We start from the raw sequence: 12,159 nt of genomic DNA, 5'->3' as shown, positions 1-12,159 counted from the left end.
AGATAAACTCTTCTCAAGTTATTTCTCTCTAGATTAGTCTCTGTAACGCTTAAGTCTGAATTACTCATTTCTACATTTATTTAGGTACGCTTGAAGCATTCCCGCATCAGCCAGACTTGATTCGTTCAATTTAGCTTGACCCAGATGAGATTTGGTTAGGTTTGTACCTCGTAAGTTTGCTCCAATCAGGTGCGCTCCAGATAAATTGACATCAAACTTCTCCTTGATTAAAGGGTGTAGAGATTTATATTCGGAGAGAAGTTTACAAATTTAGTCAAGGTTCCGAAAATATTTCTTAACAGTTCTATTCTAACTCGGAACTCTATACAAATACGATCGAGATACAACTCTTATTAATGTATCGATCTTAACTAAAGTTAGGTTGTCAATCAGTTTATTTTTTGATCAACAATTCTCAACCTTGTAGTAGACACTCGATAATTTATACTTTTTTGAAAGTCAATAAATTTTGAGATCAATCCGAATAGTTCAATTACGCTATGCCGACAACTGCTTCTAGTAATAAATCTCCCCTCTCTGCTACCATAATTGCCAAACATAAGGCAGGAGAAAGCTTAGTCAATGCTGACTTTAGTAATCAAGATCTTTATGCGATCGCACTGAATCAAGCCAACTTAGAGCAGATTAACTTTTCCCAGAGCATTTTAACCAACGCGGATCTGATTGAAGTAAATCTCAAGGGAGCCAATCTCCGTAATGCTGACTTACGAGGGGCAAATTTAACTGGAGCAAACTTAACTGGAGCAGATTTAACTGGAGCCTATCTCAGTCGTGCTGATCTACGTCAGGCAAACTTAAGCGACGCAATTTTGGAAGATACTCAGTTTCAAGTAACTATATATGATAACGATACAATCTTTCCTGAAGATTTTAACTATAAAAGCTCTGGTGCAGTAGGACCTGGTGCTAATCTTAACGGAGCTTTTCTCAATACTGCCAACCTGCGGGGAGTAAATCTGACAGGAGCGAGAATGATGGGAGCTTATCTTAGTGGAGCAGATTGTACAGGTGCAATTTTAGATAATGTTTCCTTCAGTGGTGCAAACTTGCAGAAAGCGATTATGACTGGGGCGAGTTTACGTGATGCTCGTTTGGGTAATACTGAATTGAAAGGAGTTGATTTTAGGGCAGCAGATTTAACAGGAGCAAATCTAGATAATATTCAAAATATTGCAGGGGCGGACTTTAGCATGGTTAGAGGTTTAAGCGAGCAAGCGCGCTCGGCTATTCTGGGTTTTCCGGCACCAGATTTAACGACTTGGAATGCCTATACACGTTGTAATACCAAAGATAGTTTGGAAAGAACAGAATAATATAAATATCTACAGCTCAAACGAAATCAGAACAGCTTAAGATATTAAACAGATTGTAAAAAAATATTAAGCATCCATTTTAATGAGTTTATCTTACGTCATAGGAATTTTGGTGTTCCTACTAATAATAGGTATTGCAGTTTATCTTTTGACTGCTCGTAGTTATCAATCTGCTGATTCTGTAGCCAATTCCTACGATCAGTGGACTGAAGACGGTATTTTAGAATTTTACTGGGGTGAACATATTCATTTAGGTCATTATGGCTCACCATCAAAATCAAAAGAATTTATTGCTGCTAAGTATGACTTTGTCGATGAAATGGTGAGTTGGGGTGGTTTAGATAAATTACCCTCTGGAACTACTTTATTAGATGTTGGCTGTGGCATTGGCGGCAGCAGTCGTATTTTAGCTAAGGATTATGGCTTTGATGTTACTGGTGTTACTATTAGTCCTCAACAGGTGGCCCGCGCTCAAGAACTAACCCCTCCAGATGTTAATGCTAAGTTTCAAGTAGATGATGCAATGGCACTTTCTTTTCCTGATGCTAGTTTTGATGTGGTTTGGTCTGTTGAGGCTGGTCCTCATATGCCTGACAAAGCAGTTTTTGCCAGAGAATTACTTCGTGTTCTTAAGCCTGGGGGAATTTTGGTAGTAGCTGATTGGAACCAGCGAGACGATCGCCAAAAACCTTTAAATTTCTGGGAAAAACCTGTCATGAGACAGCTATTAGATCAATGGTCTCATCCTGAATTTTCTAGTATCGAAGGATTTTCCGAACGATTGGTAGAAACAGGTTTAGTAGCAGGAGAAGTCATTACCGCAGACTGGACTCAAGAAACTCTTCCTTCTTGGTTCGATTCTATTTGGCAGGGAATAGTTAAACCCAAAGGATTAGTCATGTTTGGTTTTTCTGGCTTTATCAAGTCTTTACGAGAAGTACCCACCATACTTTTGATGCGCCTTGCATTTGGAGCTGGTCTTTGTCGGTTTGGTATGTTTCGAGCTATTCGGGCTGATGTTGCTTCAGAGTCCCAAGTTACTCAGGACGAAGTTGCCCAATTAAGATAGATGATTATTCGTGAAGCCAGATTAAATGATTCAGCCGCGATCGCTAAAGTTCATGTCGATACTTGGAAAACAACATATCGTGGCATAGTACCAGAAGACTATATTGCGAAATTATCATACAAAAGGCGAAAGAGTAACTGGGATAATCAACTTAGTATCGGTACTGAAGCCGAGTCAGACTATTTTATTTATGTGGCTGAAAATTTTATTGGAGAGATTGTTGGTTTTGTTGATGGGGGTTTGGAGAGAAGCAGCGACTCTAGATATAAATGCGAAATATACGCCATCTATATTTTGGAAGCTTATCAAAGAAAAGGTATCGGACGTAGTCTTGTTCAACTAATTGCATCTAGATTATCTCAATTAGGTTTAACTTCAATGTTGGTCTGGGTTTTAGCTGATAATCCTGCAAGCCAATTTTATCAAGCTCTTGGCGGCCAAAAAATTTATCAAAAGCTGATTAAAATTGAAGGTATCGAGCTAGAAGAAGTAGCATATGGATGGAATGATACTAGAGTTCTTACTGCCAAATGATAAAAGAACTCAGCAAAAAGGGAGGTAATTCCAGCAAACTAATTAATTTTCAAAGCCGAGGTGATAATTTCCGGCGTAACCCGATCGGTAATTATTACTTCGCCAATACTAGTAGGAAGAATAAAACGTACTTTCCCTGCTTTAACCTTCTTATCACTTTTAATAGTTTCTAAAATATCCTCTACTGTCAACTCAGAAGGAATTTCGGTTGGCAAACCCGTTTTAACAATTAAGTTATCTTGCCGTTGAGTCTGTTCTTTGGTCCATAAACCCATCTCCACCGCAATTTTTCCTGCTGCCACCATACCGATCGCCACAGCCTCACCGTGAACAAACTGTTTATAGTGAGTTAAACTCTCAACGGCATGACCAATAGTATGTCCGTAATTAAGAATTGCTCGTAATCCTGCTTCTTTTTCATCTTGGCTAACGACATCAGCTTTTGCCTGACAGGAACGAGTAATAATAGTTTCTAGCAACTCCTCGCTGACATAATCTAAACTATCCAGGCGATCGCTAGCTTCTAATTTAGTAAATAAATCTTGATCCCAAATAACACCATACTTAATCACTTCTGCCATACCTGCCCTAAATTCTCTGGAAGGCAAGGTTTTTAACAGGGTCGGATCGATCGCCACTAATTTAGGCTGATAAAATGCTCCAATCAAGTTTTTACCTTGGGGATGGTTAACTCCGGTTTTGCCGCCTACCGAAGCATCGACGATGGCGAGTAGAGAAGTGGGCACCTGCACAAAATTCACTCCCCGTAACCAAGTAGCAGCAGCAAATCCTGTCATATCGCCGATTACCCCACCCCCTAAAGCGACTAAGGTGGAAGAACGCTCTAAATGATTGGCTAAAGCTGTATCGTATACTTGCTGAATAGACTGGAGATTTTTGAATTCTTCCCCTGCTGGTATTAAATGAGTAGATGTTTCAAATCCCGAAGATTCTAATGATTTAACGCAGGTCTCGCCATAGTGTTCAAATATCTCTGGGTTCGAAATGACCAGTACTTTGTTACCGATAGCTAACTTTTGCATTTTGTTGCCTAACTGAGCTAGGCTGCTAGGAGCGATCGCAATTTCGTAAGAGTCTTGAGGAAGATTTACAGTGATCTTAGGCATATCGGCTAAAGCTATTTTTTAGAGATTTTATTGTAAATTTTTTTCGGCTTAAGTTACTTAAAGATTTAACTGTTTGGCTACTATTTACTATCACAACCCAAAGTTAAAAACTAAGAACTAAAAACTAAGAACTAGGAACTAAATTAGCTTAAGCTTAATTACATAGTAAACTTGGCAAAATTTATTATTTATCTGTGAACGGTAACTCTAATTTGATTTCGTCCCCTGCAAGCCGAATGTTCAAACGCTTGGCTTTTAATGGTTGGACTATTCTAGTTATGGCGATCGCCTTAGTGATTGCCATGCCTATATTTTTTGTTTTTAGTAGTATTTTTACTAAATCTACTGCTATCTGGAAACATTTAGCGGCAACAGTTTTACAAGATTACATCCTTAACTCCCTAATGTTGATGCTCTTGGTAGGTATAGGAGTATGTCTCATTGGAGTAGGAACAGCCTGGTTGGTAACGATGTGTCGTTTTTGGGGCAGCAGATGGCTGGAGTGGTTGCTATTACTGCCATTAGCAGCTCCTGCATATCTATTAGCTTATGACTATACCAAAATGCTAGATTACTTTGGACCAGTTCAGACTTGGTTACGTGGTCTGTTTGGCTGGACTAGTGTTAATGACTATTGGTTTCCTGAAATTCGCTCACTGTGGGGAGCAGCGGTCATGTTGCTCTTAGTTTTATATCCCTATGTATATTTATTAGCGCGGGTAGCATTTCTAGAACAGTCAGTATGTACCCTAGAAGCTAGTCGCTCTTTAGGATGTAATCCTTGGCGTAGTTTTTTTACGATTGCTATTCCCTTAGCTAGACCTTCGATTGCAGCGGGCTTAGCTCTAGCATTAATGGAAACTCTCAATGACTTAGGTACTGTAGAATACTTTGGAGTTAATACCTTTACCACTGGAATCTATCGTACCTGGTTGGGAATGGGAGAGAGAGCCGCCGCAGCTCAATTAGCCGCTTTTCTGATGATTTTTATTTTACTGTTAATTGTCTTAGAAAGGCGATCTCGAAGTGCCGCCCAGTACTATGAAAGTTCTAACTCCCTCAGAAGATTAACCCCATATCAACTAAACTTTTGGCGCGGTGCATTAGCTGGGTTTTGCTGTTTACTGCCTGTCATCTTTGGATTTATCATTCCTGCTATTTATCTAGTACATTTAACGTTAAAAAATATCGACTCGGCTTTCAATGACAAATTCTGGGATTTAGCTCAACATAGTTTTATTCTCGCTATCATGACAGCGATCGCCGCTATGCTCATTTCTTTATTGATGGCTTATGGTCAAAGACTGGAACCAAACTGGTTTATGAAAACGGCAGTTAGGATTGCCGCGATGGGTTATGCCATTCCTGGTTCAGTAATCGCTGTAGGAGTACTAATTCCTGTAGCCGGATTAGATAATATAATTGACGGTTGGATGCGTTCTACATTTAATATATCCACTGGTTTATTGCTGTCAGGAACAATCGCCTCATTAATTTTTGCCTATTTAGTACGTTTTCTGGCGGTTGCCTTTGGCTCGGTAGAATCAAGCTTAAACAAAATTTCTCCTAGTTTAGATGATGCTTCCCGCAGTTTAGGATACGGTTCTACTAGTACCCTCTGGAAAATCCATACCCCTTTATTATCTGGTGGACTATTGACCTCGGCAATGCTAGTTTTTGTCGATGTGATGAAAGAATTACCTGCTACTCTAGTAATTCGTCCCTTTAATTTTGACACCTTGGGAATTAGGGTTTATCAATATGCTTCTGATGAAAGACTGGCAGAGGCTGCTTTACCTGCTTTAGCAATTGTCTTAGTGGGAATAATCCCCGTAATTCTCTTGAGTTGGCGTATTACCCACTCACGGTAATTAGTTTTTACTTTTCAGGAGGAACTATCAATTTTAGCTGCTGTATTAAAATCGGTATATCATTTTGAATGACATCCCAAACAATATTGAGATTAATATCATCGTATTCATGAACTAATCGATTTCTCATTCCGTTAATCTCTTGCCATGAAATATAGGATAAAGATCTTTGAGTCATTTCGGAAACTCTTCTTGCTGCTTCAGCAATCACTAATAATCGTCTAATCACTGAATCTTGAAGTTGAATATTATCAATCAACTCCTCTTTTGAGCATTGAGCAGTGTACTGTATTACAAGTTCTGCGGATTGCAACATATCAAGCAGAAATTGAAGATCCCGTTGCATAAATTACCTGAATAGAAGATAAGATTGCTTGACGACGCAAATAGTTACGACTGGTTTCGATGCCTTGGCGAGTAATTAGATCGACTTCTCTTTTAAAAATAGTCTTTAACTCTTCTTCCATTTGCTCTAGATTCCAGAAGGTAGGATGAGCGTTAGCATCAAATTGAACCATTACATCAATGTCGCTATCAGGACGGAAATCATCTCGCAACACAGAGCCAAACAAAGCAAATTCAGTAACTTGCCAATCTTTGCAAAATTTTTTGATCTTCTCTATAGAAATTTCTATATTTTTAACTTTCATCGTATTCTTTGTTAACTGTATCGAATTCGGCGATCGCTACAATCAAGCTAAAACTTATCACAATTTGGGAATAGTTGCCGAAAAATCAGGAGAATTAGCAAAAGCAAAAACTCAGTTGATGCAAGCTTTAGGGATTTTTTTAAAGTTTAATGATCAGCATTATTTAGGTGTTATCTTGGGCAATCTTGCTCGCATCTATAAAGCTAGCCAAGATGAGAGTATTTTGACAGAAGTAGCATTTATTTTGGGTACAACTGTGAAGAAAGTGAGGGAAAGGTTTGAGGATGGTGAAACAAAAAAAATCTAACTTGACAATAGAGTTAATTCTTTCATTTAGGCGATCGCTGCCATGATAATTTCTTTATTGATGGCTTATGGGCAGAGATTAGAACCTAACTGGTTCATGAGAACGGCTGTTAGAATTGCTGCGATGTACCCACTCACGGTAATTAACCTCAGTTTGGATCAAGGCAATTTAGGAGCGAGGTTAGCTCTAAGCTATAAGCTTAGAGCTTAAAACAAAAACATGTGAACAAAGCTAATTAGCATAAAGCGTACTAACGATATTGAACGGTTTGTTGTAATCGGTAGAGAGTAGCGTAATTTTTACCTCGGCTTATTAATTGCTGATGAGTGCCTCGTTCTATAATTTTGCCACCTTCAAGATAAAAGATAGTTATATATACGGTTGGATTTACTAATAAAGTTGTGATTATAATTGGGTATTTTGTAAGAAAAATATGATTATTCTGTTAACTTAAGTATTTTTCTTAATTCATCAGATAAATGTAACAGATTATGTCATGTTTATCTCCCAGTTAGTATATTTATGGTTGCTTCTAATCAGATTATTTCTGACTTGAATTTTCTTGTTATATCTTTGTTTGAAGTTAATACTTGTCTCTATTTTATAGGCTTTATTTTTAAACAAAGCATAGATTTTTTTGACGGCTATCATGCAAACCTAATCTTTGTTTCTGGTTTATCTCGAAGAGAAAAATCATCTATCTTTGCTCGGAAAATCAAAACTTATATGAGTTTGCTCAACTGCAAAAAATCTCTAAGATCAATCAGATCGACAACTAAACTATTTGTTTTCGCTTATTACTCTACAGAAAAGTTTATTCCTAGGGTTTTTTGCTATGGCTAATTATTAATAATTACTTAAGTAAACTTTAGAGCTGAGAGCTAATAGCTGAAAGCTGAGAGCTTTTCAAGGTAAAACCATGAGATGTAACAAATATGCAAAAGCAGATTTTATCTTATTTGAAATGTTATGTTTTTACGTCCTCTCTGGCATAAGTCTTTGAGATACGTAACTAATAACTAAAAATTCCCAAACATTTAATTTTAAAGTACTTAGGAGTGAAAAGAATATGGCTGATTTTAATGTAAATAGTTTTGACGAATTAAAGCAGGCGATTACCGATTCTAAAGGTAATAATGCAGCCGATACCATTAATATAAACAGTGATATTACTATCACTGAGCTATTGCCCTTAATTGAGGAAGATACAGGTCTAACCATCAATGGTAACGATAATACCATCGATGGTGGAGGGAATTTTCGGCACTTCTTTGTTAAAAGCGGTACTGTAGTCTTCGACAACCTAACTTTTGCTAATGGTTTAGCTAAAGGGGGAGATGGAGCAGGTGGTGGTGCGGGTATGGGCGGCTCGCTATTTATTTATGGAGGGGATGTAACTGTTAGCGACAGTACTTTTTCAGGCAATACTGCACAAGGTGGCAATCCCACGAATGGCTCTGTCGGTGGGAATGCTGGCTTTGTTACTCCCGATCCAAGTAATAACGGCGTCGACGGCGGCGACGGCGTCGACGGCGGCGACGGCGGCTACGGCGGCAACGGCGGCAACGGCGGCGGCGGCGGCAACGGCGGCAACGGCGGCAACGGCGGCAACGGCGGCTTCGGCGGCAACGGCGGCAACGGCGGCAACGCCGGCTACAACAACGGCAACTACGGCAACGGCGGCAACGGCGGCAACGGCGGCTTCGGCGGCGGCGGCGGCGGCGGCGGCGGCTACGGCAACGGCGGCGACGGCGGCGACGGCGGCTTCGGCGGCGGCGGCGGCAACGGCGGCGGCGGCGGCGACGGCGACAGCGGCTACGGCGGCGGCACCGCCGACGGCTTCGGCAACGGCGGCGCTGGTATGGGGGGGGCTATCTTTGCTTTTAGTGGTAAGTTAACAGTTCAAAATAGTACATTTAGTAGTAATGTGGCAGATGATGCCACGAATGATGATACATCTAATGGTCTTGGTGGTGCGATTTTCTCACTCAAGGATGATGCTGCTAATGATATTGATGGACAAAGCTTTGCTCTTCCTGAGGTAACTCTTGATACGGTCACATTTACAAGTAATTCTGCCGAAGATAATGCAGATACTAACCCATCACCCGACGACATTAGTTCTGGAGAAGATCTCGACACCGAAGATCTCTTCGGGAATACTATCACCCGCACCACGACTCCAAACCCAACCGTTGAATTCTCTGCTCCTACATATACAGTAGATGAAGGGGTTGGTATCAGCCAAGTTGTGACCCTAACCCGTGCAGCAAGTACCGTTGCCACAGATGTGCGTGTCGAGATTAATCCTAATACCACAGCTACTGACATCGTTGATTTTGATGGTGTTAATTTTCCCTCTGTTATAACCTTTGCTGCCAATGAAACCTCTAAAATAGTTGAAATTCCCATTATCGATGACACAGAAGTTGAGGGTGACGAAACCATTATTTTTGATGTGTCCGACGTAGACGTAAATGGGAACATCATCGGTATAAATGCCACCACAATCCTGACTATCACCGACAACGATACTGCTCCTACTACTGGTGGCGGCACTGGCGGTGGCTCTGGCAGTGGCTCTGGCGGTGGCTCTGGCAGTGGCTCTGGCGGTGGTACTCCTACTCCTACTACTGACGGTGGCTCTGGCGGTGGCTCTGGCAGTGGCTCTGGCGGTGGTACTCCTACTCCTACTACTGACGGTGGCTCTGGCAGTGGCTCTGGCGGTGGTACTCCTACTCCTACTACTGACGGTGGCTCTGGCGGTGGCTCTGGCAGTGGCTCTGGCGGTGGTACTCCTACTCCTACTACTGACGGTGGCTCTGGCGGTACTCCCACTACTGGTGGCAGTCTTGCGCCAGTTTCTAGTGGCGGTTCTAGTGGCGGTTCTAGTGGCGGTTCTAGTGGCGGTTCTACTAGCAATCCGAATAGATTTGAAGTTAACAACCTGGGTACCGATAGTTCTATCAGGTTCTCAATCACTCAAGACAGTGAGACTAGCCTCGGTGAAATTGACATTTTTAGCATCGACTCTAGCGGCAACCGTACTCAAGTTGGTAGCTTCTCACTGCTACAAGGGGAAGACTTGCCTTCTTCTTATAATCCATCTTTTACTGTTGATCATTCTTTACTATCGGACAACTCTACTCTCGAACTCGAACTCGTAGAAAACGGCGTTACTAGAGTAGCCACTATTTCCAGTGGTCCTAATGGAGAAATTGAGTTCGATTTTGATGGTGATACCGATTTATTAGCTTCAGTGGTTGATATTACCCCAACTACTAACGTGATGAGAGCCGATGGTGCAGATGATGCGGCAGCAATTGATCTGACTGGGGAATTTGGTCCACGGGATATGACTTTTAGCGTGTTCCGTGAGGCAGATTTTAACAATATAGTGGGCTTTTATACTACTGACGATGCTACTGGTGCCATTACAGATATTTCTGGTACTACTCTAAACCCTGGAGATGCAGGATATAAAGAAGCAGCACTAGCCAGACAATTAGATCTCACTTTATCGGGTGAAAATGGTCAAGAGAGAAACTTCACTGGCACCATTGAAGGTGGTGAATACCTTGGTATCTTTTTAGTCGTAGATGGAACTAACCCCGATACCAACGAAGTATTCTTCTCCAATGCTGGAGCCAACAGCGATGGTTTAGACCATACCAAGCTTTTGGGTGACAACACCTTCGGCTTTGAAGACCAGGTTGGTCTTGGCGATGCCGATTTCGATGATGTAATTGTTTCGTTTGACTTTGTGTAAATAATTTTAGCTATATTTTTTTCCTCGTCCTCTTGGGCGGGGATTTTTTTTTAGTTATTAGTTATCAAGAAAGCTGTAAGCTTTAAGCCTTAAGCTTTAAGCTCTAAAGTTCACTTACGTTGATAGCTTAGAGCTTGTAGCTATTGGGTTTAATATCCCATCGTCTTCTTGATGCAGTCGCTCGCGGTACGGGAACCAACAAGAACGCGCTGCATCGCAATACGTTGTCTACAATCAGTTGGGGTCTAAAACTCCATTTGATTGAAGCTTAGAGCTTAGAGCTTAGAGCTTAGAGCTAAAAATCCAGTAAAACCACGGTTATATTTCCCCTTATTATCGTGCTAATAAATAACAGTAATCAGTTAATATTGACAATTTCCCTTAAATCTCAACCACCAACCCAACAAAAAAAGCTGATAGCTGATAGCTGATAGCTGATAGCTAAAAGAAAAAAATGCCCCAACCCAACCATCCAGTATCTCAACTCAACAAAAAAATTATCTACGTTACCGGCTTACCCCGTTCTGGATCGACTCTTCTCTGCCAACTATTAGATCATCATGAAGAGGTATACAGTAACGGTCATAGTTCGCCTCTCTGTCCCACATTGATGAGTCTACGTTACAATCTCAGCGATGCTGACTTTCTCCGCGCCCAATTAGATGTAGACTTCGACCTTACCTATCAGCGACTAATGAACGCCTTTCGGGGTTTTATTAATGGCTGGTTTGCCGAAACAGAAAAAGCTTGGGTGGTCAACAAAAACCGAGGTTGGGTTCACCACATTGAAACTGTCAACCTGCTAGACCCCAACTTTCGTATGTTGGTTTGTGTGAGGGAATTGGGTCAGATTTATGGTTCGGTAGAAGCCCAACACCAGAAAACCTTATTGCTGGATTTTCCCGACCATCTAGCCAATCTATCCCGTTATGATCGCGCAGATAAACTCTTTGGTAGCCAGGGAGTAATTGGCGCACCTTTGCATTCTATCGAAGCAGTGCAAGACCTAGATGTTCAGTTACAGCAGCGGCTTTACTACGTTGTATTTGAACACCTCATGCAAGAACCTACCAAGGTGATGCAGGGCATTTATGACTGGTTGGGTTTGCCCTCAGCGGAGTTCGATCCACAAAATTTGACAGTTAAGCCCCACGAAAGTGATAGTTATTATCGCTTCAAGTATCGCCACCAAACGCGATCGCAAATCGAGCCACCATCGATTCATGGGATACCAACAAGGATTCAGCAGCAAATTCAGCAACAATTTGCTTGGTTCTACCAGACTTTTTATCCAGGGATGGTCAAGCGGGATATTCCCCCTGAGGCAGAAACGAAGATTTCTCGAATTGCTTGAGGTATAGCAATACGAACTTTTATTAGGACACTCATTACTCGTTACTCATTATCTCGTAGCGAAGCCATGCCGAAGGCTTATCCCGCTCGACGGGACTCATTACTTACGAGCAATCAAATAAACTTGTCCTAACGTAACTTTGTA

General features: G+C 41.3%; 13 protein-coding genes, 1 pseudogene and 1 CRISPR repeat array. Of the genes and pseudogenes, 9 read left to right on the top strand and 5 right to left on the bottom strand.

The window, feature by feature from the left end; all coding sequences use genetic code 11:
* Nucleotides 1-60: 60 nt before the first annotated feature.
* Nucleotides 61-186 (bottom strand): pentapeptide repeat-containing protein, encoded by a 126-nt coding sequence (locus tag PLEUR7319_RS42680; RefSeq protein ID WP_237743668.1) that lies wholly within the window; start codon nt 184-186, stop codon nt 61-63.
* 314 nt (nt 187-500) lie between these two features.
* On the opposite strand from PLEUR7319_RS42680, the gene PLEUR7319_RS0113705 reads away from it, so the two are divergent.
* From PLEUR7319_RS0113705 to PLEUR7319_RS0113695, 3 genes are all read left to right on the top strand, one after another.
* Nucleotides 501-1,334 (top strand): pentapeptide repeat-containing protein, encoded by an 834-nt coding sequence (locus PLEUR7319_RS0113705; protein ID WP_019505805.1) that lies wholly within the window; start codon nt 501-503, stop codon nt 1,332-1,334.
* A gap of 82 nt (nt 1,335-1,416) precedes the next feature.
* A complete protein-coding gene (locus PLEUR7319_RS0113700) occupies nt 1,417-2,403 on the top strand; it encodes a methyltransferase domain-containing protein (protein WP_019505804.1) in 987 nt (328 codons plus the stop codon).
* On the top strand, nt 2,404-2,937 hold the full coding sequence (locus PLEUR7319_RS0113695) for a GNAT family N-acetyltransferase (protein WP_019505803.1): 534 nt from the start codon (nt 2,404-2,406) through the stop codon (nt 2,935-2,937). It abuts the gene before it with no gap.
* Nucleotides 2,938-2,975: 38 nt separating this feature from the next.
* Here PLEUR7319_RS0113695 and aroB read toward each other — a convergent pair whose 3' ends face one another.
* On the bottom strand, nt 2,976-4,064 hold the full coding sequence (gene aroB, locus PLEUR7319_RS0113690; RefSeq protein WP_019505802.1) for a 3-dehydroquinate synthase: 1,089 nt from the start codon (nt 4,062-4,064) through the stop codon (nt 2,976-2,978).
* A 236-nt stretch (nt 4,065-4,300) separates the two neighbouring features.
* On the opposite strand from aroB, the gene PLEUR7319_RS0113685 reads away from it, so the two are divergent.
* Nucleotides 4,301-5,935 carry an iron ABC transporter permease gene (locus PLEUR7319_RS0113685; protein WP_019505801.1) on the top strand — a complete coding sequence of 545 codons (1,635 nt, stop codon included), beginning with the start codon at nt 4,301-4,303 and terminating at the stop codon, nt 5,933-5,935.
* A 7-nt stretch (nt 5,936-5,942) separates the two neighbouring features.
* Here the strand turns inward: PLEUR7319_RS0113685 and PLEUR7319_RS0113680 are convergent, their stop codons facing one another.
* On the bottom strand, nt 5,943-6,281 hold the full coding sequence (locus PLEUR7319_RS0113680; RefSeq protein WP_019505800.1) for a DUF86 domain-containing protein: 339 nt from the start codon (nt 6,279-6,281) through the stop codon (nt 5,943-5,945).
* The gene (locus PLEUR7319_RS0113675; RefSeq protein ID WP_019505799.1) at nt 6,253-6,585 is read right to left on the bottom strand and encodes a nucleotidyltransferase family protein; all 333 of its coding nucleotides are present in this window, start codon (nt 6,583-6,585) and stop codon (nt 6,253-6,255) included. The genes PLEUR7319_RS0113680 and PLEUR7319_RS0113675 overlap by 29 nt, the downstream gene beginning before the upstream one ends.
* 64 nt (nt 6,586-6,649) lie before the next feature.
* Between PLEUR7319_RS0113675 and PLEUR7319_RS0113670 the strand changes: the two genes are divergently transcribed.
* Together PLEUR7319_RS0113670 and PLEUR7319_RS41295 are read left to right on the top strand one after the other, a co-directional pair.
* On the top strand, nt 6,650-6,892 hold the full coding sequence (locus tag PLEUR7319_RS0113670) for a hypothetical protein (RefSeq protein WP_144054302.1): 243 nt from the start codon (nt 6,650-6,652) through the stop codon (nt 6,890-6,892).
* Nucleotides 6,893-8,343: 1,451 nt separating this feature from the next.
* A complete protein-coding gene (locus PLEUR7319_RS41295; RefSeq protein WP_158441838.1) occupies nt 8,344-8,790 on the top strand; it encodes a hypothetical protein in 447 nt (148 codons plus the stop codon).
* A gap of 4 nt (nt 8,791-8,794) precedes the next feature.
* On the opposite strand, the gene PLEUR7319_RS42675 is transcribed toward PLEUR7319_RS41295, so the two are convergent.
* A complete protein-coding gene (locus PLEUR7319_RS42675; protein ID WP_237743575.1) occupies nt 8,795-9,034 on the bottom strand; it encodes a hypothetical protein in 240 nt (79 codons plus the stop codon).
* Here PLEUR7319_RS42675 and PLEUR7319_RS43505 point away from each other — a divergent pair.
* The 3 genes and pseudogenes from PLEUR7319_RS43505 to PLEUR7319_RS0113650 form a co-directional block, all read left to right on the top strand.
* Nucleotides 9,009-9,413, top strand: a pseudogene (locus PLEUR7319_RS43505) (Calx-beta domain-containing protein); the annotation flags it as partial. The gene PLEUR7319_RS42675 and the pseudogene PLEUR7319_RS43505 overlap by 26 nt on opposite strands.
* A gap of 65 nt (nt 9,414-9,478) precedes the next feature.
* A CRISPR array of direct repeats spans nt 9,479-9,738; the repeat unit is 32 nt; unit sequence CGGTGGCTCTGGCAGTGGCTCTGGCGGTGGTA.
* A gap of 239 nt (nt 9,739-9,977) precedes the next feature.
* Entirely contained in the window at nt 9,978-10,661 is a 684-nt protein-coding gene (locus PLEUR7319_RS40040; RefSeq protein WP_144054301.1) for a DUF4114 domain-containing protein, read from the top strand.
* Between the two features lie 454 nt (nt 10,662-11,115).
* Nucleotides 11,116-12,015: a sulfotransferase gene (locus tag PLEUR7319_RS0113650; protein ID WP_019505794.1), complete on the top strand. Its 900-nt coding sequence runs from the start codon at nt 11,116-11,118 to the stop codon at nt 12,013-12,015.
* Nucleotides 12,016-12,159 lie beyond the last annotated feature (144 nt).

Source organism: Pleurocapsa sp. PCC 7319, assembly GCF_000332195.1.
Taxonomy (GTDB): domain Bacteria; phylum Cyanobacteriota; class Cyanobacteriia; order Cyanobacteriales; family Xenococcaceae; genus Waterburya.
The sequence above is the reverse complement of the archived record's forward strand: the minus strand, read 5'-3'. Positions and strand labels throughout refer to the sequence as shown.